Source organism: Kitasatospora sp. YST-16 (genome assembly GCF_026802215.1).
Lineage (GTDB): Bacteria > Actinomycetota > Actinomycetes > Streptomycetales > Streptomycetaceae > Kitasatospora > Kitasatospora cineracea.
In genome coordinates this window covers 1641932-1663360 of sequence record NZ_CP113837.1, presented here as the reverse complement: position 1 = coordinate 1663360, position 21429 = coordinate 1641932, and the positions used below count along the sequence as shown (strand labels likewise).

General features: G+C 73.6%; 18 protein-coding genes. 9 read left to right on the top strand and 9 right to left on the bottom strand.

Translation table 11 applies throughout. The features are described from left to right. Window positions 1–4: 4 nt before the first annotated feature. On the top strand, window positions 5–877 hold the full coding sequence (locus OU787_RS07545) for an ABC transporter permease (protein WP_051818070.1): 873 nt from the start codon (window positions 5–7) through the stop codon (window positions 875–877). 52 nt (window positions 878–929) lie between these two features. Here OU787_RS07545 and OU787_RS07540 read toward each other — a convergent pair whose 3' ends face one another. The 3 genes from OU787_RS07540 to OU787_RS07530 all read right to left on the bottom strand — a co-directional run bounded on the left by OU787_RS07540 (window position 930) and on the right by OU787_RS07530 (window position 4782). Then, window positions 930–1484 (bottom strand): hypothetical protein, encoded by a 555-nt coding sequence (locus tag OU787_RS07540; RefSeq protein ID WP_030464158.1) that lies wholly within the window; start codon window positions 1482–1484, stop codon window positions 930–932. A 118-nt stretch (window positions 1485–1602) separates the two neighbouring features. Continuing rightward, window positions 1603–3495: a serine/threonine-protein kinase gene (locus OU787_RS07535; RefSeq protein WP_268658900.1), complete on the bottom strand. Its 1893-nt coding sequence runs from the start codon at window positions 3493–3495 to the stop codon at window positions 1603–1605. A 285-nt stretch (window positions 3496–3780) separates the two neighbouring features. Then, the gene (locus tag OU787_RS07530; RefSeq protein WP_030464156.1) at window positions 3781–4782 is read right to left on the bottom strand and encodes a serine protein kinase RIO; all 1002 of its coding nucleotides are present in this window, start codon (window positions 4780–4782) and stop codon (window positions 3781–3783) included. 487 nt (window positions 4783–5269) lie between these two features. Between OU787_RS07530 and OU787_RS07525 the strand changes: the two genes are divergently transcribed. The 4 genes from OU787_RS07525 (at window position 5270) to OU787_RS07510 (ending at window position 9192) form a co-directional block, all read left to right on the top strand. Next, a complete protein-coding gene (locus OU787_RS07525) occupies window positions 5270–5683 on the top strand; it encodes a helix-turn-helix domain-containing protein (RefSeq protein WP_268658899.1) in 414 nt (137 codons plus the stop codon). Further along, window positions 5683–6063: a DUF4180 domain-containing protein gene (locus OU787_RS07520; RefSeq protein ID WP_268658898.1), complete on the top strand. Its 381-nt coding sequence runs from the start codon at window positions 5683–5685 to the stop codon at window positions 6061–6063. The genes OU787_RS07525 and OU787_RS07520 overlap by 1 nt, the downstream gene beginning before the upstream one ends. A gap of 204 nt (window positions 6064–6267) precedes the next feature. Continuing rightward, a complete protein-coding gene (locus tag OU787_RS07515) occupies window positions 6268–8481 on the top strand; it encodes a M9 family metallopeptidase (RefSeq protein WP_268658897.1) in 2214 nt (737 codons plus the stop codon). Window positions 8482–8595: 114 nt separating this feature from the next. Further along, entirely contained in the window at window positions 8596–9192 is a 597-nt protein-coding gene (locus OU787_RS07510) for a dienelactone hydrolase family protein (RefSeq protein WP_268658896.1), read from the top strand. Window positions 9193–9216: 24 nt separating this feature from the next. On the opposite strand, the gene OU787_RS07505 is transcribed toward OU787_RS07510, so the two are convergent. Together OU787_RS07505 and OU787_RS07500 are read right to left on the bottom strand one after the other, a co-directional pair. Further along, on the bottom strand, window positions 9217–10320 hold the full coding sequence (locus OU787_RS07505) for a winged helix DNA-binding domain-containing protein (RefSeq protein ID WP_268658895.1): 1104 nt from the start codon (window positions 10318–10320) through the stop codon (window positions 9217–9219). Window positions 10321–10370: 50 nt separating this feature from the next. Beyond that, a complete protein-coding gene (locus OU787_RS07500) occupies window positions 10371–11078 on the bottom strand; it encodes a hypothetical protein (protein ID WP_268658894.1) in 708 nt (235 codons plus the stop codon). A gap of 167 nt (window positions 11079–11245) precedes the next feature. On the opposite strand from OU787_RS07500, the gene dnaE reads away from it, so the two are divergent. Then, window positions 11246–14803 carry a DNA polymerase III subunit alpha gene (gene dnaE / locus OU787_RS07495; protein WP_268658893.1) on the top strand — a complete coding sequence of 1186 codons (3558 nt, stop codon included), beginning with the start codon at window positions 11246–11248 and terminating at the stop codon, window positions 14801–14803. A gap of 81 nt (window positions 14804–14884) precedes the next feature. Here the strand turns inward: dnaE and OU787_RS07490 are convergent, their stop codons facing one another. The 3 genes from OU787_RS07490 to OU787_RS07480 all read right to left on the bottom strand — a co-directional run bounded on the left by OU787_RS07490 (window position 14885) and on the right by OU787_RS07480 (window position 16880). After that, a complete protein-coding gene (locus OU787_RS07490; protein ID WP_051818105.1) occupies window positions 14885–15418 on the bottom strand; it encodes an RDD family protein in 534 nt (177 codons plus the stop codon). A gap of 90 nt (window positions 15419–15508) precedes the next feature. After that, window positions 15509–15958, bottom strand: a complete 450-nt coding sequence (locus tag OU787_RS07485; RefSeq protein ID WP_030464260.1) for a type II toxin-antitoxin system PemK/MazF family toxin — start codon at window positions 15956–15958, stop codon at window positions 15509–15511. A 37-nt stretch (window positions 15959–15995) separates the two neighbouring features. After that, window positions 15996–16880, bottom strand: a complete 885-nt coding sequence (locus tag OU787_RS07480) for a LysR family transcriptional regulator (protein WP_030464259.1) — start codon at window positions 16878–16880, stop codon at window positions 15996–15998. Window positions 16881–16909: 29 nt separating this feature from the next. On the opposite strand from OU787_RS07480, the gene OU787_RS07475 reads away from it, so the two are divergent. Then, window positions 16910–17779 carry a dihydrodipicolinate synthase family protein gene (locus OU787_RS07475; protein WP_268658892.1) on the top strand — a complete coding sequence of 290 codons (870 nt, stop codon included), beginning with the start codon at window positions 16910–16912 and terminating at the stop codon, window positions 17777–17779. 169 nt (window positions 17780–17948) lie between these two features. Beyond that, window positions 17949–18977, top strand: coding sequence for an aspartate-semialdehyde dehydrogenase (locus OU787_RS07470; RefSeq protein WP_268658891.1), 1029 nt, complete (start codon window positions 17949–17951; stop codon window positions 18975–18977). Between the two features lie 71 nt (window positions 18978–19048). Here OU787_RS07470 and OU787_RS07465 read toward each other — a convergent pair whose 3' ends face one another. Beyond that, the gene (locus tag OU787_RS07465; RefSeq protein ID WP_268658890.1) at window positions 19049–19843 is read right to left on the bottom strand and encodes a hypothetical protein; all 795 of its coding nucleotides are present in this window, start codon (window positions 19841–19843) and stop codon (window positions 19049–19051) included. Window positions 19844–20185: 342 nt separating this feature from the next. Here OU787_RS07465 and OU787_RS07460 point away from each other — a divergent pair, with 342 nt between their 5' ends. Beyond that, on the top strand, window positions 20186–21367 hold the full coding sequence (locus tag OU787_RS07460; protein ID WP_268661828.1) for an NYN domain-containing protein: 1182 nt from the start codon (window positions 20186–20188) through the stop codon (window positions 21365–21367). Window positions 21368–21429 lie beyond the last annotated feature (62 nt).

The window sequence follows — 21429 nt, the reverse complement described above, 5'->3', positions numbered from 1 at the left end:
CGGCATGAGTGACGCGACCGTGCTCGGCGCGGGGCGGGACACCGCCGCGCCCGGCTACCGGCCCGGGCGGACGCTGCCGCTGCGGGTCGAGGCGATGCGGCAGTTGCGCCGCCGCCGGACGCTGGTGGTCGGCGGGGTGCTGGCCGTGCTGCCGTTCGTCGTGCTGGCGGCGTTCCAGATCGGCGGCACGCCCGGGCGGGAGAACCGCACCACGTTCATCGAGCTGGCCACCGCGTCGGGGGCGAACTTCGCCGCCACGCTGCTGTTCATGGGCACCGGCTTCCTGCTGGTCATCCCGGTCGCGCTGTTCGCCGGCGACACGGTGGCCTCCGAGGCGAGCTGGTCCTCGCTGCGCTACCTGCTGGCCGCGCCGGTGCCCCGGGCCCGGCTGCTGGTGCGCAAGTTCGCGGTGGCGATGGCCTTCTCGGCGGCCGCGGTGGTGCTGCTGCCCGCCGTCGGGCTGGTGGTCGGGACCGCCGCGTACGGCTGGGGCGACCTCAAGCTCCCCACCGGGGCGACGCTGTCGGCGGCCGAGGCGCTGCCCCGGCTCGCGATCGCCGTGCTGTACGTCTTCCTCGCCGAGATCGTGGTCGGCGCACTGGCGTTCTGGCTCTCCACGGCCACGGACGCCCCGCTCGGCGCGGTCGGCGGCGCGGTCTTCGCCTCCATCATCACCGGCGTGCTGGACGCCGTCACCGCGCTCGGCTCGCTGCGCGAGTGGCTGCCCGCGCACTGGCAGTACGCCTGGGCGGACGCGCTGCAGCCGCAACTGGAGTGGGGCGGCATGGTGCAGGGCGTGGTGCTGTCGCTGTCGTACGCGGTGGTGCTGTTGGCGCTGGCGTTCCGCGGGTTCGCGGCGAAGGACGTGGTGTCCTGAGGGACAGTGCTGGGCGGGCGGTGCGGGTGGTGCGGTCGGGTGCGGGGCGGGGTCAGCGGGTGCCGTCGCGGATCAGCAGCAGGTCGAGGTCGAGGGCGTGCGCCCGGGAGGCCCAGACCGGGAGGTGCTCGGTGAGGAACCAGGCCGCCTCCTCCATGTCGTCCTCGTCCAGCGCCTCGACGTCCTGCTCGTGGATCGACTCCGAGGCCAGCGCGGCGAGTTCGGCGAGCAGGTCGGCGGTGTCGGCGCGGGCCGCCAGGGTCGGGTACGGCCACGGCCAGTCGTAGCCGGCGTCGGCCGGGAACGGCCACGGGCGGGACCAGAGCGTGGCCAGCGCGGGCAGCTCCAGCCCCGTGAACACCTCCGTCAGGTCGTCCCAGTGCCGGCCCGGGACGGAGACCGCGCCCAGCGGCGTACCGAACGCGCCCGCCAGCGCGGGCAGCAGCGCGGTGTAGCGGGAGTCCGCGTCGGCGCGCAGCCGGCCGGAGAGCAGTTCGGTGAGCGCGGCGGAGGGCGGCACGCCGGGCAGCACGCGCTCGCCCGAGCCCGGCAGGCGGTGCAGGACGGCGGCGTCCACCGCGAAAGCGGAGAAGTACTGTTCGGCCATGCCCGCATTCTGCCCCGGCCGGGGGACAACTCGGTTGGTGGGGCCGGAGGTTGGCGGCCGGGTCGGACGGGGGCGGTGCGGGCGGCGGGCGGTGCGGGTGCGAAGGGGGTCCCGGCGCTCAGGAGAAGCGGAAGAGCTGGGACTCGGAGTCGGGCGTGCAGGTCTCGGTGGTCATGGTGTTGCCGCTTCCGTTGTCGGTGAGGCAGGTCTGGATGCCGTAGCCGAACTTGACCTGGAAGGCGCCGGAACCGGCGTCCGCGATCGTCCAGTAGATGATGCTGGCACCGGGGTTGCTCGATCCGGCGAGTTCGACGATGCGGGGGCCGGTGCCGCTGTATTCGCCGCCGAGGGTGATGCCGCTGTCGGCCTTGCACGCGGTGAAGGTGGTGCGGCCGAAGCTGTCGACGGCCCGGATCCAGCCGTAGGCGCTGTAGCCGCCGCCGACCACGGGCATGTTGGCGACCAGGGCGTCCGCCTTGGGGCCGATGGCCTGGCCGCTGCCGACGCTGATCAGACGGCCCCAGCCGCTGCCGCCGCAGCCCTTGGCCGGGCCCGAGCCGGTGGCGGGCGGGGTGGTCGGCTTGGGCTGGTTCGGGGTGCTGCCACTGCCGCTGTTGCTGGAGCCGCCGCCGGAAGCCGAGCCGGGGTTGCTGCCCGAGCCGGTGCCGGGGTTGCTGCCGCCCGAACTGTTCGTGGTGCCACCGGGGTTGCTGACGCCGCCGTTGCCGGTGCCCGGGTTGGCGCCGGTGCCGGGGTCGGTGCCCGGCGGGACGGGGTTGCCGGCCTGGTCGGTGGCCGGGGCGGAGGCGGGCGGGGTGGGGTCGGCCTGGGTGGTGCCCGGGGCGGTGGACGGCGGGGCGGCGCCCGCGGCCGGGCCGGTGGCGGGGCCGCCGGGGCTGCCGGGGCTCGGGGCGGAACCGGCGGTGGTCTGCTGGTCCGGGTGCTGCCAGGGCAGCAGGTCGAACTGCTGGGCCGTCACGCCACCGCCGCCGACCAGGACCACCGGCAGGATCAGGGTGGCCAGGCGGCGGCGCCCGGCGCGCTTGTCCGGGGCCGGGGAGCTCTCCGGCACGGCGGGGGCGGGGGGTACGGCGGGCGTGGCGGACGCGGCCGGTGCCGGGGCCGGGAGGGCCGGTGGGGGTTCGACGGGCTCGGGTGCGGAGAGCACCGCGCCGAACCCGGCCGGGGTGGACATCGCCTGGCGGGCGGCGAGGGCCATCGCCGCCGCGTCCCGGTGGCGGTCCTCGGGCTGCTTGGCGAGCGCCCGGGCGACCAGCGCCCGGACCGGCGCGGGTATCTCCGCGGGCAGCTCGGGCACCGGCTCGCGGACGTGCTTGAGCACCACTTCGAGTGGCGTCCCGCCGGTGAACGGCACTGCGCCGGCCAGCAGTTCGTACAGCACCACGCCGACCGAGTACAGGTCGGACACGGCCGAGGCGTCCTTGCCCTCGGCGCGTTCCGGGGCCATGTACAGGGCGGTGCCGATCACCGCGTGCGAGGTGGTGATCCGGCTGTCGGCGAGGGAGCGGGCGATGCCGAAGTCGGTGACGGTGATCCGGCCGTCCGCGTCGATCATCAGGTTGGACGGCTTGATGTCCCGGTGCACGATGCCCTGCTGGTGCGCGGCGTGCAGCGCGTCCAGCACCTGGGCCGCGACGTCCAGCGCCCGGTCGGGCGGGAAGGCGGTGCGGCCGCGGGCCCGGTCGAGCGGCTTGCCGGTCAGCAGCTCCATCACGATGTACGCGGTCCGGGCGTCCGGATCGGTGCCGTCCTCGCCGTAGTCGTGGATGTGCACCACGCCGCGGTGGTTCATCGCGGCCAGCACCGTCGCCTCGCGGCGGAACCGGGCGGCGAAGACCTCGTCCTCCAGCAGCGCCGGAAGCACGATCTTCACCGCGACCTGACGGCCCAGCACCTGGTCCTCGGCCCGCCAGACCTCGCCCATCGCGCCGCTGCCGAGCCGTTCGGAGAGGGCGTAGCGGCCCCCGAGCACGGTCCCCCGACCCCACATGTCCCGCAGTCCCCCGAGCATGTTGTACGACGTGTCAGCAGTGATTCTCGCTGTTCGAACGCGCGGGGGGAAGCCGCTGCCGCCCCCGACCCCGTCCGACCGCGGCGACTCTACACCCGTTGCGCGGCACAACTGCCGGACGGAGGCGACGGGATGAGGGGAGGTCAGCTCGGGAAGCCGGCCGGGGAGCCGGCCGGGGAGGCGGCCGCCCCGTGCGTGTGCGGTGCTCCCGGAAGGGCGGGGCCGGGGCCGGGGTGCGGCCGGGCCCCGCCCTCCGGTGGGAGGTCAGCGGCGCAGGCGGGCGTCGGCGGCGAGGGACTCGACCAGGGCCTCGACGCTCGCGGGCGGGAGGCCGCGGGAGACGAACCAGGCGCCGACGTTCCGGACGTCCCGCTCCAGGAAGGAGAGGCCGCGCGGGTTGGCCACCACGTCGACGATCTGCGGGACGTCGATGATCACCAGGCGGCCGCGGTGCACCAGGATGTTGTACGCCGACAGGTCTCCGTGGGCGTAGCCGTCGTAGGCCAGCAGCGCGAGGCTGCGGCCCAGCTGGGCCCACAGGTCGTCGATGTCGGCCTCCTCGGTGCGGAGTTGGGCCAGCCGGGGCGCGGCCGTGCCGTCCTCGTCGCCGACGAACTCCATCAGGATCTCGGTGCCGGTGATCTGCACCGGGTACGGCACGGCGACACCGGCCGACCAGAGCCGGCACAGCGCGGTGAACTCGGCCGCCGCCCACTGGCCGGCGATCGCCTCCTTGCCGAAGGCGGTGCGCTTGGCCATCGCCCGGCTGACCCGGGACTCCTTGTGCTGGCGGCCCTCGAGGTAGCCGGAATCGCGGTGGAACATCCGGTGCTGGGCGTCCCGGTACCGCTTGGCGGCCATCAGGGTGCGCCGGCCGGTGTCGGGGACGGCGCGCTCCAGCAGGAAGACGTCCGCCTCCTTGCCGGTCTTCACGATGCCCAATTCGGTGTCCACCGCGGCGAGTTCGGTGACGACCCAGTCGGGGCGCGGCTCGGGGCCCTTCTCGGTCGGGGTGGACTGGTCCCAGGTGGACCAGCGGTCGCCGACGGCGGGGCCGTCGGTCACCGGGACGAGGAACTCCTGCTCGGCGTCGTCGTAGTCGTAGCCGTCGGTGCTCTCGTGGCCGTCGGCCTCGAACCCGGCCGGGGCGAAGTAGTCGTACTCGGGCTGGGAGTCGTCGAAGCGGTCGGCCCGGCGGCCGCGACGGGAAGCGCCCTTGGGGCGGATGCGGGAGAAGGAATCGCTGTCGGCAAAGCGCTCGCGCACTGCGGTGGCTCCTGTGGAGTGGCCCACCGGGGCGCGGGATGACGCGCGATCAGCCGGTGGGAAGAAGACGGGGGGAGGCGTATGGCGCGCACACGAAGGCGCACCGCGTCACGGCGGCAACCATCGGTCTGCACCTCCTCTCGTCGGGCCCGCGAACGCGCAGTGGCGCGGCGGGACGTGGACCACTCTAGCGAGTGGGGGGCGGGGCGCAAGGGGTTTTTCGGAGGGGGATCGGAGCGGGGGGAGGAGGAGCGGGGCGGCGGCGGGGCGGGTGGCCGGGCGCGCAGTTCCCCGCGCCCCCCGGCGGGGCGCGGGATGGGGGAAGCGGGAGGGACGGGAGGGGGCGATGGAGAGGGGCGATGGAGAGGGGCGATGGAGAGGGGGCGGGAGGGGGAGGCGGGCGGGAGGAGGAAGGGCGGTCGGTGTGGCGGGGTGGGGAAGTTCCCTATCAGGACGTAAAGTGGGGTGGAATAGGGAAGGATAGGGAATGAATGATTTCTACTCCGTCGAGGACGTGGCGGAGCTGCTCGGCCTGCACGTGAAGACCGTGCGGGGGTATGTGCGGGACGGGAAGCTCAAGGCGGTGCGGATCGGGAAGCAGTACCGGATCGCGCGGGCGGAGGTGGAGGCGTTCACGGGGGGCGGGATGCCTTCGCGGCCGGCGCGGGTGGACGTTTCGGCGGTGGTGCAGGTGGAGGGGGTGGGGGCGCGGGACGCGGACCGGTTGGTGACGGGGGTGCTGGCGGCGGCGGGGGCGTGGTCGGGCGGGCCGCGGCCGCTGTGGGTGCAGGCGGTGCGGGAGGAGGAGCGGAGCGCGTTGCGGTTCGTGGTGATGGGGCCGCCGCGGCGGGTGGCGGACATGTTGGCGTTGATCGACGACCTGACGGGAGAGGTGCGCTGATGGAGGTTCAGGAGCTGGGCGGGGCGCGGGTGTTGGTGGCCGGGGCGGCGGGGGAGCCGGTGGCGGGGGAGCGCGAGGCGCTGGACCTGCTGGGCGACGCGTACTACCAGGAGGCGTCCTGGGTGGCGCTGCCGGTGGAGCGGCTGGGGGCGGAGTTCTTCCGGCTGCGCAGCGGGGTCGCGGGGGCGGTGGTGCAGAAGTTCGCGCAGTACCGGATGGGGCTGGCGGTGGTGGGGGACGTCTCGGCGCGGGTGGCGGAGTCGGACGCGCTGCGGGACTTCGTCCGGGAGAGCAACCGGGGCCTGCAGCTGTGGTTCGTCGAGGACCTGCCGGGGCTGGCCGGGCGGCTGGCGGACCGGGGCGTTATCCGGGGCAGTTGACTTGGACGCGAGGTCTTCCGGTGCCAGGTGACATGTGCAATTGTACATGTCACCTGGCCGTCGGGGGTTGCCCCGACGGCCTCCGACCCTCCGCCGCGGACCCCCACCGCGGCGTCACATCGGCCCGGAGGCCCCCACGTGCGAACCTTCCGGAAATCAGCCGCGTCCGTAGGACGGGCGACGAGTCTGCTGCTGTCCCTGAGCATGGCCCTGGGCTTCGTCGGCGCGCTGGCGCCGACCGCCGGCGCCGCCCAGGCCGGGCAGCAGGCGGCCGCGGCCAAGCCCGCGAAGCCGGCCAAGTCGGCGAAGTCGGCACCGCGCAGCACCGAGGCGGCCGAGCGCCGCAAGGACTCCGACCGCGACGTGCGGGCGGACGCCAGCAAGCGGCCGCCGCTGGCGGCCAAGGGCGAGCCCGGCGCGGCGCGGTCGCTGGCCGCCGCGGCGACCTGCAGCGCCTCGGACTTCACCGGCCGCACCGGCAGCGCCCTGGTGACGCAGATCAAGGCGTCCACCGTGGACTGCGTCAACTCGCTGTTCCTGCTCAAGGGCAACGACGCGAAGCTGGCCTTCAACGAGTCGCAGATGGTCAGCGTGGCCAACGCGCTGCGCGACCTGTCCGCCAGCTACCCGGGCGACGACTCCACTTCGGCCACCCAGGTGGTGCTGTACCTGCGGGCCGGCTACTACGTGCAGTGGTACAACCCGGACGTGGTCGGCACGTACGGCAGCAGCCTGAAGAGCGCGATCGAGGGCGGCCTGGACCGCTTCTTCGGCAGCGCGCACTCGCAGGACGTCACCGACGCGAACGGCGCCACCCTGGGCGAGGCGGTCACCCTGATCGACAGCGCCGCCGAGAACGCCCGCTACCTGAACGTCGTCAAGCGGCTGCTGAACGGCTACAACAGCAGCTACGACGCGTCCTGGTACATGGTCAACGCCGTCAACAACACCTACACGGTGCTCTGGCGCGGCCACCAGAACAGCGACTTCCTGCCCGCCGTGCAGGCCGACCCGAGCGTGCTGGACGCCCTGCAGTCCTTCGCCTCCCGCAACAACGCGATGCTCGGCGGCAGCAACGACTTCCTGGTCTCCAACGCGGGCCGCGAGCTGGGCCGCTTCCTCCAGTACCCGGCGCTGCAGGCCAAGGTCCGGCCGCTGGTGAAGAGCCTGCTGGACCAGAGCTCGATCACCGGCCGCACCGCCGCGCTGTGGGTCGGCCTGGCCGAGATGACCGACAGCTACGACCGGGCCAACTGCTCGTACTACGGCACCTGCGACCTGGCGAACCGGCTCAAGGCCGCGGTGCTGACGGTCAACTACACCTGCAGCCCCAGCATCAGGATCATCGCCCAGGCGCTGACCGCCGACCAGCTGACCACCGCCTGCACCAGCCTCAAGGGCCAGGACGCCTACTTCCACAGCGTGGTCCGGGACACCGGCGCGGTGGCGAACGACAACAACTCCACCATCGAGGTGGTGGTCTTCCACTCCAGCAGCGACTACCAGACCTACGCCGGCACCATCTTCGGGATCTCCACCGACAACGGCGGCATGTACCTGGAGGGCGACCCGGCCGCGGCGGGCAACCAGCCCCGGTTCATCGCCTACGAGGCCGAGTGGGTCCGCCCGGCCTTCCAGATCTGGAACCTCAACCACGAGTACACCCACTACCTCGACGGCCGGTTCGACATGGCCGGCGACTTCAACGCCGGCATGACCACCCCGACCGTCTGGTGGGTCGAGGGCTTCGCCGAGTACGTCTCCTACTCGTACCGGAACGTCGAGTACACCGACGCGCTCACCCAGGCCGGGCAGCACACCTACGCGCTGTCCACCCTGTTCGACACCACCTACGACAACGCCGACCAGACCCGGATCTACAACTGGGGCTACCTGGCGGTCCGCTACATGCTCCAGTCGCACCGCTCCGACCTGGACGCCGTGCTGGCCAAGTACCGCGCCGGTGACTGGAACGGGGCCCGGACGATCCTCAAGACCACCATCGGCACCCGCTACGACGCCGACTTCAACGCCTGGCTGACCGCCTGCAACACCGGCAACTGCGGCACCCCGACCACCCCCACCGTCCCCGAGTGCACCGGCGCCGACACCCGGCAGCTCGACCGGGGCTGCGGCCGCTCCAGCGTCGCCGCCACCGTCGGCAACTACGCCTACTTCTACCTGTACGTCCCGGCCGGCACCACCAGCCTGACCATCACCGCGAGCGGCGGCACCGGCAACGCCGACCTCTACTACAACGGCGCCAACTGGGCCACCACCGGCTCCTACACCGCCAAGTCCACCGGCAGCGGCAACGCCGAGACCCTCACCATCAGCAACCCGCCCGCGGGCTACAACTACGTCAGCCTCTACGGCCAGCAGTCCTTCAGCGGCGCCTCCGTCAGCACCTCGTACTGACCGGCCCCGCGCCGAACGGCCCGGCCCACCCACCGGTGGGCCGGGCCCCCGCGCGTCCCGGGATGGGCGATCATGGAGGGTCCGCACCACCCGCAGCACCGAGGAGCCCGACCCGTGGCCGAGATCGTCCTGTTCCACTCCGCGTACGGCCTGCGCCCCGCCGTCACCGAGGCCGCCGACCGGCTGCGCGCCGCCGGGCACACCGTGCACACCCCGGACCTGTACGAGGGCCGGACCTTCGACGAGCTGGAGGAGGGCATGGCGTACCGCGACGAGGTCGGCAACGACGAGCTGCTGCGGCGCGCGGTCGGCGCGGTCGCGCCGCTGCTGCCGGCGGCGGGCGGGCTGGTGTACGCCGGGTTCTCGCTCGGCGGGTCGCTGGCGCAGAACCTGGCGCTGGCCGACGAGCAGGCCCGCGGCCTGCTGCTCCTGCACGGCACCTCCGACCTGCGGGAGGACGCCGCCACGGAGATCCCGGTGCAGCTGCACGTCGCCGAGCCGGACGCGTTCGAGTCCGAGGACTGGCTGAACACCTGGTACCTGCTGATGACCCGGGCCGGGGCCGACGTCGAGGTGCACCGCTACCGGGGCGCCGGGCACCTGTACACCGACGCGGACCTGCCCGACCACGACGCCGAGGCCGCCGAGCGGACCTGGGCGGCCGCGCTGGCGTTCCTGGCCGAGCTGGACGAGCAGGACGAGCAGGGCTGACGGGCCGTCAGGGCCGGCGGGCGCTCAGGACGCGAAGACCACCGTGCGGCTCTCCGCGCCGGGCTCCAGGAAGGCCAGCAGCCGCTCGCCCTCCCGCTCCAGCTCCGGGCGCCAGGCGTGCGGCAGCAGCGGGGTGAGGGTGAGCACGGCCGCGCCCCGGGTGCAGCGGTGCTCCCAGACGCCCGCGACCAGGCCGTCCACCAGATAGGAGGCCAGCAGCGTCCCGTTGACCGCGCGGTAGACCTGCCGGTGGATCGCGGCGGGCAGCATCCGGGTGCGGTCGGCGTGCGAGAGCAGCGCGGCGTCCCACTTCGGCAGGAAGCGCACCGGCAGCTCGCGGTCCGGGTCGGACGGCGGCGGGGCGCCGGGCAGGTCGAGCAGTTCGCGGCCGTCCTCGGCCCGGTGGCGGACCAGCCCGCCCTGCCGGTCCAGTTCGGCCAGCGCCGGGTCGACCTGGCCCAGCCGCAGGCCGCCGAAGTGCGCGACGTCGGCCCGCGAGGCCGGGCCGTAGCCGGCCAGGTAGCGGCGCACCAGGCGGGCGGTGGCGGCCGGTAGATCTGTCGGCAGCTCGCCGTCCCACAGCACCATCCGGGGCTTGCCGTGCGCCCGCCAGTGTCCGGACGGGGCGACGTGCACCAGCGGGAGCAGCGCCCGCGGGTAGTGCAGCAGGTCCTCGGTGCGGACCCGGCCGCCGGAGGCCAGCGCGGTGTGCTCGCGCAGCTCCTCGGCGCTGCGCGGGACGGCCGCGAAGGCCCGCAGCGAGGCTTCCAGGGCCGCCTCGTCCAGGCCGGTGTCCCGGTGCCGGCCGCGCAGCTCGGTGAGCCAGCGGCGGCGCCAGGCCGCCGCCAGGTGCCCGTAGTCGGCGCCGGAGACCAGGTGCAGGGTGCCGCGCATCAGTGTCGACTTGACCACGGTGCCGTCCCGCAGGGCGGCCTCCAGCTCAGGCTGCCCGAAACCGGGCAGCCGGGCCCAGAGCGCCAGGTGCGGCGACGGCGAGTACTGCGCCTGCAGCGCGGCCAGCCGGGACACCGCCGCGGCGGCGGTCAACCCCTCGGTGCGGTGCAGCAGTTGGCGCTCGAAGTAGCCGACCGTCAGCTCGCGGTCGGACAGGGTGCGGACGTCGGGCATCGCCGGGCCTCCCGGGCACGGTCGCAGGGACGGCCCATTCTGACAGCCGGTCAGGACACCGGTGGGACGGGCGGCGGCGGGGGGTAGGCGTACGCGGCGCCGTGGCCGGCCGCGGGCGGTTGCGGCGGGGCGGCGGGCGGCTGCGGGGCGCCCGGGGGAGGCGCGCCCCACGGGCCGGGCGCGGGCGCGGACGGGCCGGGCAGCGGGCCGGGGCCGGAGGCCGGCACGTGGCCGGCGGGGCCGGGGGCGAACGGCGGCTGCGGGTAGCCGGTCGGGACGGCCCGGGCGCCCGGGGCCCGGGTGGCGGCCACCGCGAGGACGACGACCAGGAACACCACCACGTTCAGCACGTGGGTGAGGGTCAGCAGCAGGTGGTCGAGCGGCTTGGTCGCGTAGCCCGCCTCGCCGAGCGGCCCGGTGAACAGCACCCACAGCTGGGTGGCCGAGGCGTACCCGACGTACCCGGTCAGCGCCACCGCGGCCCCGCGCACCCAGGCCGCCCCGGCGAACGCCCGGAACGCCGTCACCAGGGCGACCACCAGGTAGGCGGCGGAGGCGCCGCCGAAGACGGCCGGGCCGGCCATCATCCGCTGGTAGGAGAAGCCGAGCGCGGTGGGCAGGTAGCCGCTGCCCGCCTTGTTCAGGTCGTACGCCAGGACGGCGACCAGGGCGAGGGCCTGGAACAGCAGCACGGTGCCGATCACCGGCAGCCCGCCGGGCCTGCGGGGCGACTGGTAAGGAGGTGGTGCGAAGGCCATGGCGTCTCCCCCTGGGAACGTCCGCGCGGGTCGCGCGGTGGTGTGAGGGGACGGTACCGGAGGGGATTAGACTCGGGGGCGCGATCCCGGAAGCCGTGGTCCGAGCCCTGGTGGTGGCTCGGGCCTTACGTGTTTCAGCCCTCTCCCAGGACCCCGGAGGCCCCGCCTTGAGCGACCAGCCGTACGCGCACCTGCACGTCCACACCGAGTACTCGATGCTGGACGGCGCCGCCCGGCTGAAGCAGCTGTTCAAGGAGGTCGAGCGGCTGGGGCAGACCCACGTGGCGATGACCGACCACGGCAACATGTACGGCGCCGCCGAGTTCCACAAGCAGGCCACCGCGGCGGGCATCACCCCGGTGATCGGCATCGAGGCGTACGTCGCGCCGGACTCCCGGTCCAACACCAAGCGCGTGCTGTGGGGCCAGCCGCACCAGAAGAAGGACGACGTCTCGGCGTCCGGCGCGTACACCCACAAGACCATCTGGGCCCGGAACAAGGAGGGCCTGCACAACCTCTTCAAGCTGACCTCGCGCTCCTACGCAGAGGGCTGGCTGGTGAAGTGGCCGCGGATGGACAAGGAGATCATCTCCGAGCACGCGGCGGGCCTGATGGCCACCACCGGCTGCCCGTCCGGCGAGGTGCAGACCCGGCTGCGGCTGGGCCAGTTCGACGAGGCGGTCCGCTCGGCGGCCGAGTACCAGGACATCTTCGGCAAGGAGAACTACTTCCTGGAGCTGATGGACCACGGCCTGGACATCGAGAAGCGGGTCCGCGACGGCCTGATCGAGATCAGCAAGAAGCTGAACATCCCGCCGGTGGTCACCAACGACTCGCACTACACCACCGAGGGCGACGCGGGCGCGCACGACCTGCTGCTGTGCGTGCAGACCGGCAAGAACCTCTCCGACCCGGACCGCTTCCGGTTCGACGGCACCGGCTACTACATCAAGTCGGCCGCCGAGATGTACGGCCTGGACTCCTCGGACGCCTGGCAGGAGGGCTGCCGCAACAGCCAGCTGCTGGTCGCCCAGCGGGTCGACACCGCCGGCATGTTCGAGTTCAAGAACCTGATGCCGCGCTTCCCGATCCCGGAGGGCTTCGAGTCCGAGGCGGACTTCTTCAAGTCCAAGGTCTGGGAGGGCATGGACTGGCGCTTCCCGGGCGGCTACGACGAGGAGCACAAGAAGCTCGCCGAGTACGAGATGGACACCATCATCCAGATGGGGTTCCCGGCGTACTTCCTCGTGGTCGCCGACTTCATCATGTGGGCCAAGAGCCAGGGCATCGCGGTCGGCCCCGGCCGCGGCTCGGCGGCCGGCTCGCTGGTCGCCTACGCGATGGGCATCACCGACCTCGACCCGATCCCGCACGGCCTGATCTTCGAGCGCTTCCTCAACCCCGAGCGCATCTCGATGCCCGACGTCGACATCGACTTCGACGAGCGCCGGCGCGGCGACGTGATCCGCTACGTGACCGAGAAGTGGGGCTCCGACAAGGTCGCCATGATCGTCACGTACGGCACCATCAAGGCGAAGGCCGCCATCAAGGACTCCTCCCGGGTCCTGGGCTACCCGTACGCGATGGGCGACCGGATCACCAAGGCGATGCCGCCGGACGTGATGGGCAAGGGCATCCCGCTGTCCGGCATCACCGACTCCTCGCACCCGCGCTACGGCGAGGCGGGCGAGATCCGCGGCCTGTACGAGAACGACCCGGACGTCCGCAAGGTGATCGACACCGCGCGCGGCATCGAGGGCCTGATCCGGCAGCCCGGCGTGCACGCGGCCGGCGTGATCATGTCCGCCGAGCCGCTGACCGACCACATCCCGGTCTGGACCCGGCACACCGACGGCGTGACGATCACCCAGTTCGACTACCCCACTTGCGAGGGCCTCGGCCTGCTCAAGATGGACTTCCTCGGACTGCGCAACCTGACGATCATGGACGACGCGGTCAAGGCGATCGAGAAGAACAAGGGCGTCAAGATCGAGCTGCTCCAGCTGCCGCTGGACGACAAGCCCGCCTACGAACTGCTCGCCCGCGGCGACACGCTGGGCGTCTTCCAGCTCGACGGCGGCCCGATGCGCTCGCTGCTGCGCCTGATGAAGCCCGACAACTTCGAGGACATCTCCGCCGTCCTGGCGCTGTACCGACCGGGCCCGATGGGCGTCAACTCGCACACCAACTACGCGCTGCGCAAGAACGGCCAGCAGGAGATCACCCCGATCCACCCGGAGCTGGAGGAGCCGCTCAAGGAGATCCTGGAGCCGACCTACGGCCTGATCGTCTACCAGGAGCAGGTGCAGAAGGCCGCGCAGATCCTGGCCGGCTACTCGCTCGGCCAGGCCGACCTGCTGCGCCGCGCGATGGGCAAGAAGAAGAAGGAGATCCTGGAGGCCGAGTTCGTCCCGTTCCAGAAGGGCTGCCGGGAGCGCGGCTACTCGGACGCGGCGATCCAGGCGGTCTGGGACGTGCTGGTGCCGTTCTCCGGCTACGCCTTCAACAAGGCGCACACCGCGGGCTACGGGCTGGTCTCGTACTGGACGGCGTACCTGAAGGCCAACTACCCGGCCGAGTACATGTCGGCGCTGCTCACCTCGGTCAAGGACGACAAGGACAAGTCCGCGGTCTACCTGAACGAGTGCCGCAAGATGGGCATCCAGGTGCTGCCGCCGGACGTCAACGAGTCGGACGCCGACTTCACCCCGCACGGCAGCGAGACCGTCCGGTTCGGCCTGACCGCGATCCGCAACGTCGGCGGGCCGGTGGTGGAGTCGATGATCCGCACCCGCAAGGCCAAGGGGAAGTACGCCTCGTTCCCGGACTTCCTGGAGAAGGTCGAGTCGGTGGTGTGCAACAAGCGCACCGTGGAATCGCTGATCAAGGCCGGCTCCTTCGACTCGCTCGGGCACACCCGCAAGGGCCTGAGCGCCCAGTTCGAGCCGATGATCGACAACGTGGTCGGGATCAAGCGCAAGGAGGCCGAGGGCCAGTTCGACCTGTTCAGCTCCGCTGACATGGGGCACAGCGGCGGCGACAGCGTCTCCGACGAGCCCTCGTTCGGGCTGGACGTGGTGTTCTCCGAGGAGGAGTGGGAGAAGTCCTTCCTGCTCACCCAGGAGCGCGAGATGCTCGGCCTGTACGTCTCCTCGCACCCGCTGAACGGCATCGAGCACGTGCTGGCCGACAAGTCGGACTGCGCGGTCGCCGACCTGGCCGAGCGGCCGGACGGCACGATCGTGACGATCGGCGGCATCATCTCGGGCCTGCAGCGCAAGATGACCAAGCAGGGCAACGCCTGGGCGATCGCCACCGTCGAGGACCTGGCCGGCTCGATCGACTGCATGTTCTTCCCGGCCAGCTACCAGCTGGTCTCCTCCCAACTGGTCGAGGACGCCGTGGTGTTCGTCCGCGGCAAGCTCGACAAGCGGGAGGACGTGCCGCGGCTGATGGGCATGGAGCTGTCGGTGCCCGACCTGAGCAACGTCGGGGCGCAGCTGCCGATCGTGATCACCGTGCCGGAGAACAAGCTGACCCCGCCGATCGTCACCCGGCTCGGCGAGGTGCTGGGCAGCCACCGGGGCAGCACCGAGGTGCACGTCCACCTGCGCGGCCGGACCAGGACGGTGGTGCTGCGCCTGGACCGGCACCGGGTGAAGTCCGACCCGGCGCTGTTCGGCGACCTCAAGCAGCTGCTCGGGCCGAGCTGCCTGGCCGGCTGAGCGCGCGGGGCGCCGGAAGGCGCGAAGGGCCCCGGCGGAGCGCGTCTCCGCCGGGGCCCGGGTGGCCGTGCCGAAGGGGCGTCAGAACTCCTTGACCACCACGGTCTTGCCGCCCTTGTCGTGGAAGCACTGCTGGAGCGGCTTGTCCCAGAGCAGGGACAGGCAGTTGACCAGCGAGAACAGGCCGCCGATGTACGGGACCAGGAACGGGCCGCCGTAGACGCCCGCCCGGGTCCACAGCTCGTTGTCGGTCGGACGGCCGCCGGTGGCCGCGCTGACCACCCGCAGCCGCATCGCCTTCTTGCCGACGGTCTGGCCGTGCTGGGTCAGCATCATGCCGCCCTCGTAGGCCACCAGGACCACCGCGGCGAGCAGGTAGTAGAGGAAGCTGCCCATCGTGATGACGGCCACGATGATCAACGGGACGATCAGGACCGCCGCGTCGATCAGGCGGGCCAGGAAGCGGTCCACCGGCGCGGCGAGGACCCGGGTGCCCGGCACGGGCTGGGCGCCGGGCGGCGGGGTCGGGCCGAGCCAGCCCGGGAACGCACCCTGCGGGGTGCTGCCGTAGGGGTCCTGCGGAGGCCCGTAGCCGGGAGGGGTGTTGCTGCTCATGCGTGCGACTCCAGCTCAACTGTGGGGAATCCTGGAGTTGTTGTACCGGTCCCGGGGTGAACCAGGGAAGGAAGATCCGATAATCGTTACTCAGCGCCAGTGGTAACGGAGCCGCAACGCGTCCACCACCAGCCGGAACCGGGCCCGGTCCAGCGCGCACGCCTCGCGCCGCATCCCGCCGTCCCGCACCCGGAACACCCGGTCCAGCGCCACCCAGGAGTCCCGCCCGCTGCGGTCCCACGGGCCCGCGCCCAGCGGCACCCAGTCCCGGTCGTCGTCGTGCCCCTTGCTGGAGAGCATCACCGTCAGCAGCGAGCCCCCCGCCTCCCGGGCCACCACCAGCACCGGCCGGTCCTTGCCCCGCCCGTCGTTCTCCTCGTACGGCACCCACGTCCAGACGATCTCGCCCGGGTCCGGGTCGCCGTCGTGGTCCGGCGCGTACTCGGTGCGCACCGGGCCCACGCCCTCGGCCCGGACCTCCACCGTGGCGTCCGGCCCGAACCGGCCCGGCTGCTCCTGCTGCTCGTTCAACTGATGCATGGCGGAAGGCTATCGACCGCCCCCCGGGAACGGGAGGTCAGGCCGAGCGCAGTTCGGCCGGGACGGCCGCGTGCAGGGCCGCCGCGAAGGCCGCCACCGCCGGGTGCGCCGCCGCACCGGCCCGGAACGCGGTGCGGGTGCGCCGGTACAGCGGCAGCCGGGTCAGCGTCACGCCCGGCGGGCAGCGGCCGATGCCCAGGTGCGGCACCAGCGCCACCCCCTGGCCCACCGCCACCAGGGCCAGCTGGGCCGCGAAGTCGTCCACCAGGTGGCGCACCCGCGGCGCGAACCCGGCGGACTGGCAGACCCGCTGCACCATCGCGTGGCAGAGCGTCCCGGCCGGCGCGGTGATCCACGGGCTGTCCCGGTGCCCGGCCAGCGTGCCGCCGGAACGGGCCGCCAGGTACAGCGGCTCGGCGAACACCGGACCGGTCAGCGCCACCCCCTCCTCCGGCTCGCCCGGCACCAGGTCGTACTCGTGCACCAGCGCCACGTCCAACTCGCCCGCGCGCAGCGCCCCGGCCACCGCCGCCGGGTCCACCTCGCTCACCATTGGCTCCAACTCCGGGTGCCGGGAAGCCAGTTCGGCCAGCGCCGCGGGCACCAGGGCGCGCACCGCGGACGGGTAGGCGCCGATCCGCAGCGGCCCGGCCGGCCCGCTGCGGGCGTGCGCCAGCTCGGCGTCCGCCCGCTCCAGCAGCTCCAGCACCGCCTCGGTGTGCCGCACCAGGTTCCGCCCCGCCGGGGTCAGCGCCACCCGGCGCCCGGTCCGCTCCAGCAGCGGCACCCCCGCCTCCCGCTCCAGCACCGACAGCTGCTGGGACACCGCCGAAGGGCTGAACGCCAACGCCTCCGCGACCGCCGCGATCGTCCCCAGCCGGGCCAGTTCGCGCAGCAACCGCAACCTTCGCACCTCGAGCATCGGCCCAGCTTACGAGAACCATCGGAAATGTGAACTGGACCCGCACGGTCATCGCCCGGCAGGCTTCCCGCATGGAACTGCACGGCATCCACGTCCCGCTGGTCACGCCCTTCACCGCCGACGGCGCCGTCGCCCTCGACGCCCTGGAACGGCTCGCCCGCGACAGCCTGGAAGCCGGCGCCGCCGGCCTGGTCGCCCTCGGCACCACCGGCGAGCCCGGCTCGCTCACCACCGCCGAACAGGACGCGGTGATCGAGGTCTGCCGCCGGGCCTGCGACGCCCACGGCGCCCCGCTCACCGTCGGCGCGGGCCACGGCGGCACCGCCCGCACCGCCGAGGCGCTCGCCGCGCTGGACGGCCGGGCCGACGCCGCCCTGGTCGCCGTCCCCGCCTTCGTCCGCCCCGGCGAGGCCGGCGTCCTCGCCCACTTCCGGGCCCTCGCCGGGACGAGCCCGCTGCCGCTGGTGATCTACCACATCCCCTACCGCACCGGGCAGCCGCTCGGCGCCGCCACCCTGCTGGAGCTGCTCGCCCTGCCCGCGGTGGCCGGGGTCAAGTACGCGCCCGGCGGCATCGACGAGGAGACGATCGCCCTGCTGGCCGCCGGACCGCGCGGCGTCATGGCCGGCGACGACCTGTTCCTCTCCCCGCTGCTCGCCCTCGGCGCCGACGGCGGCATCCTGGCCTCCGCCCACCTGGAGACCGCCCGCTTCGTCGCCCTGCACCGGGCCTGGCAGGACGGCGACGCCGCACTCGCCCGCAAGCTCGGCGCCGAACTCGCCGGACTCTCCCGCACCGCCTTCGCCGGCCCCAACCCGACCGCGCTCAAGGCCCTGCTGCACCGCGCCGGCCGCATCCCCACCCCCGCGGTGCGGCTGCCGCTGCTCGCGCACGACTGAGCGGCGGCCGCTCGCACGCAGGATTTCCGGCGGGAACGGGCCCGCGCAGGAGGGATTTCCGCCGCGGACGGCAAGCGTTCACGCTTTGGGACGCCCCCGCGAAAACCCGCTCTGACAAGGCATGATGGGCCGGGACAACCGGCCCAACCGGTAGCAGGAGGAGAGACGGATGAGGATCGGCATCGTAGGTGCCACCGGTCAGGTCGGCGGCGTGGTCCGCGAGATCCTGGCGGAACGGAACTTCCCGGTCGAGCAGCTGCGGCTGTTCGCCTCGGCCCGCTCGGCGGGGCGCGCCCTGCCCTGGAAGGACACCGAGGTCACCGTCGAGGACGCCGCCACGGCCGACTACAGCGGCCTGGACATCGTGATCTTCTCGGCGGGCGGCGCCACCTCCAAGGCGCTCGCCCCCAAGGTCGCCGCCGCCGGAGCCGTCGTCATCGACAACTCCTCCGCCTGGCGCCGCGACCCCGAGGTCCCGCTGGTCGTCGCCGAGGTCAACCCCGACGCGATCGCCGAGCGCCCCAAGGGCATCATCGCCAACCCGAACTGCACCACCATGGCCGCGATGCCCGTGCTGCGCCCGCTGCACGAGGAGTCCGAGCTGGTCGCCCTGGTGGTCTCCACCTACCAGGCGGTCTCCGGCTCCGGCCTGGCCGGCGTCTCCGAGCTGCACGAGCAGGCCCGCAAGGTCGTCGACGGGGCCGCCGCCCTCGTCCACGACGGCGCCGCCGTCGAGTACCCGGCGCCCGGCGTCTACCAGCGCCCGATCGCGTTCAACGTCGTCCCGCTGGCCGGCTCGATCGTCGACGACGGCAGCAACGAGACCGACGAGGAGCAGAAGCTCCGCCACGAGAGCCGCAAGATCCTCGGCATCCCCGAGCTCAAGGTCTCCGGCACCTGCGTGCGCGTCCCGGTCTTCACCGGCCACTCGCTCCAGGTCAACGCCCGCTTCGCCCGCCCGCTCAGCCCCGAGCGCGCCACCGAGCTGCTCACCGGCGCCCCCGGCGTCCAGCTCACCGACATCCCCACCCCGCTGCAGGCCGCCGGCCAGGACCCGAGCTACGTCGGCCGGATCCGCGCCGACGAGACCGCCGAGCACGGCCTGTCGCTGTTCCTGTCCAACGACAACCTGCGCAAGGGCGCGGCGCTCAACGCCGTGCAGATCGCCGAACTGGTCGCCGAGGAACTGCGCGGCTGATCCGGGCCGCACCCCTGCGACGGGCCCCCGGGACGACGACCGCCCCGGGGGCCCCTCGCGTCCGCACCGGCTCACTGGCCCGGATGCGCCCCCGCCCCGTCGACCTCCAGCGGCAGCACCTCGGACACCGCGCCCGCCGTCCACTTGTCGCCCGGCGCGTACCACTGGAACGCGCCCGGGCCGCGGGCCGGCACGTTCACCGCGAGCAGGCCGTCGGCGTCCGTGCGGGCGGTGGCCAGGGTGGTCCAGGTGTCGCTGCCCACCGGACGGAACTGCAGGTACGCGGCGGTGCCCTGCTGCGGGACCTCGGCCTTGCGGTCCCAGTCGGCCCGCTGCAGCCGGGCCCGGACGGTGACCGCCCCGCCCTCCGCCACCCGGGCCGGATCGGCGGCGGCCAGGTCGAACCGGGCGGAGCGCTTCAGCGAGAACCCGGCGGCGTTCTTCGAGACGTAGCGGTCGCCGTCGGCGGCCCGGATCCGCAGGTCCACGAACCAGGTGCCGGCCTGGTCGTCGAAGAGCGCCCGCGAACCGGCCGCGACCGTCGCCTCACCGCTGCACCGGGAGGTCGTCCCGCCCGCGGACAGCGGCACGCAGGACATCGGACCGACCTTCAGGGTCGCGTAGTTGGGCCCCCACAGGCCGATCGGATCCACCGCGCGGATCCCCGAACGGTCGCTCGCCGTCACCTCGACCTCGATCGTCCGGGTCTCGTCCGGGCCCAGCTCGACCGTGCGGCCGTGGTTGACCACCACCGAGACCAGCGCGGTGTCCCCGCCGGAGACCTCCGGCGAGGTCGCCGGGACCAGGACGACGGCCACCGCCCCGACCGCAGCCACCGCGCACATCGCCACCGCACTCTTCCGCACGGTGTCCCAGTATCCAGGGTCGGCGCGTGAGGACGGCGTGAGCGAGGGGGGACGGGTGGGGAGACGGGTGGGGAAGCGGCGGGCTGGGGCTGGGGTGGCGGGGGTCGGTGCGTGAGGGCGGCGTGAGCGAGGGGGAGACGGTCGGGGCGGTGGCGGGCTGGGGGCTGGGGGCTGGGGGTGGCGGGGGTCGGTGCGTGAGGGCGGCGTGGGCGAGGGTGGGGGAGGCCCGGGGGAGGTGGGCGGTTCGGCGGGCGAGCGGGGGGTAAAGGTGTGCCCAACGGTCTCCGGGCCGCCGGGCGGCGCCCCACCGCCGGGGGCCGGGCCGAGGAGGAGGTGCCGGAGATGGACCGCTGCGTCGTCCTGGTCGACGCGGGCTACCTGCTGGGCGCGGCCGCCAGCCTGCTCGCGGGGGAGCCCGGCCGGGCCCGGATCGCCGTTGACCACCCGGTGCTGATCGCCGCGCTGCGCGAGCGGGCCGAGGCCGAGACCGGTCTGCCGCTGCTGCGGATCTACTGGTTCGACGCGGCCGTCGACCGCCGCCCGGCCCCCGAGCACCGCCGGCTGCGGGTGCTGCCCCGGGTCACCGTCCGGCTCGGCGCGCTGACCAGGGCCGAGGGCCGCTGGGTGCAGAAGGGCGTGGACGCCGCGATGCACGCCGAACTCAGCGAGCTCGCCCGCAACCACGCCTGCGCCGACGTGGTGCTGGTCACCGGCGACGGGGACCTGCTGCCCGGCGTCGCCTCCGCGAAGGAGCACGGCGTCGCGCTGCACCTGTGGGCGCTGGAGGCCGCCGACGGGGACTTCAACCAGTCCGAGGAACTGGTCGGCGAGGCCGACGAGCGCCGGGTGTTGGACCGGGCCTGGATCCAGCGCTGGGCCCGCCCCCGGGAGGCCGCCGCCGAGCCCGCCGTCGCCGTCGCCCCGGTCGCGGTGCTGCCCGCCCCGGCCCGGCCCCGCACCGTCCCGCTGGTGCCCGCCCCCGCGCCCGCCGCCGTCGTCGCGGCCGCCCGCAGCACCCCGCTGCGGGTCATCCCCACCCCCAAGGACCTGGCCGGGCGGGCCGCCACCGGCCCGCCCGCCGGGCCCGCCGCCCCGGCCGGCCCGGTGCTGCGCTGGTCCTCCGACCGCGGCCTGGTCGACCGCGCCGACGCCGCCACCGCCGCCGACGCGCTGCCCACCCTGGACCGGCTCACCACCTCCGCCCAGCGCTGGGCGGACCGCGAGGAGGACATCACCAGCGTCGGCGGCGACCCGCAGGAGGTCGGCCAGGTCTTCGCCCGCCGCTGGCTCGACCGCCTCGCCGACGCCGGGCGCCCCGCCCTGCTGTGGGCCGACCACCCGCGCATCCCGCACCGCCTGGACGGCGAACTGCTGCGCTACGCCGCCCGGTTCGGCCTGCTCGCGCACAAGGAGGACCAGATCGACGAGCAGGACAGGTACGCGATCCGGGAGGGCTTCTGGAAGGAGCTCGCCGCCCGGGTCCCCGACGCCCGGCAGCCCCCGGAGGCCCTCCGGGAGGACTGACGCCCGGGGCGCGGCCCGGACCCCGCGTGTCCGGAACGCCCCTTACGGCGCGTAGAGTCTTC

Bases quoted from the DNA above. Each gene is read 5' to 3' on its own strand.
- OU787_RS07545 (WP_051818070.1), top strand. From the start codon at position 5: ATGAGTGACGCGACCGTGCTCGGCGCGGGGCGGGACACCGCCGCGCCC.
- OU787_RS07540 (WP_030464158.1), bottom strand. From the start codon at position 1,484: ATGGCCGAACAGTACTTCTCCGCTTTCGCGGTGGACGCCGCCGTCCTG.
- OU787_RS07535 (WP_268658900.1), bottom strand. From the start codon at position 3,495: ATGTGGGGTCGGGGGACCGTGCTCGGGGGCCGCTACGCCCTCTCCGAA.
- OU787_RS07525 (WP_268658899.1), top strand. From the start codon at position 5,270: ATGAATGATTTCTACTCCGTCGAGGACGTGGCGGAGCTGCTCGGCCTG.
- OU787_RS07520 (WP_268658898.1), top strand. From the start codon at position 5,683: ATGGAGGTTCAGGAGCTGGGCGGGGCGCGGGTGTTGGTGGCCGGGGCG.
- OU787_RS07515 (WP_268658897.1), top strand. From the start codon at position 6,268: ATGGCCCTGGGCTTCGTCGGCGCGCTGGCGCCGACCGCCGGCGCCGCC.
- OU787_RS07505 (WP_268658895.1), bottom strand. From the start codon at position 10,320: ATGCCCGACGTCCGCACCCTGTCCGACCGCGAGCTGACGGTCGGCTAC.
- OU787_RS07500 (WP_268658894.1), bottom strand. From the start codon at position 11,078: ATGGCCTTCGCACCACCTCCTTACCAGTCGCCCCGCAGGCCCGGCGGG.
- OU787_RS07490 (WP_051818105.1), bottom strand. From the start codon at position 15,418: ATGAGCAGCAACACCCCTCCCGGCTACGGGCCTCCGCAGGACCCCTAC.
- OU787_RS07485 (WP_030464260.1), bottom strand. From the start codon at position 15,958: ATGCATCAGTTGAACGAGCAGCAGGAGCAGCCGGGCCGGTTCGGGCCG.
- OU787_RS07480 (WP_030464259.1), bottom strand. From the start codon at position 16,880: ATGCTCGAGGTGCGAAGGTTGCGGTTGCTGCGCGAACTGGCCCGGCTG.
- OU787_RS07470 (WP_268658891.1), top strand. From the start codon at position 17,949: ATGAGGATCGGCATCGTAGGTGCCACCGGTCAGGTCGGCGGCGTGGTC.
- OU787_RS07460 (WP_268661828.1), top strand. From the start codon at position 20,186: ATGGACCGCTGCGTCGTCCTGGTCGACGCGGGCTACCTGCTGGGCGCG.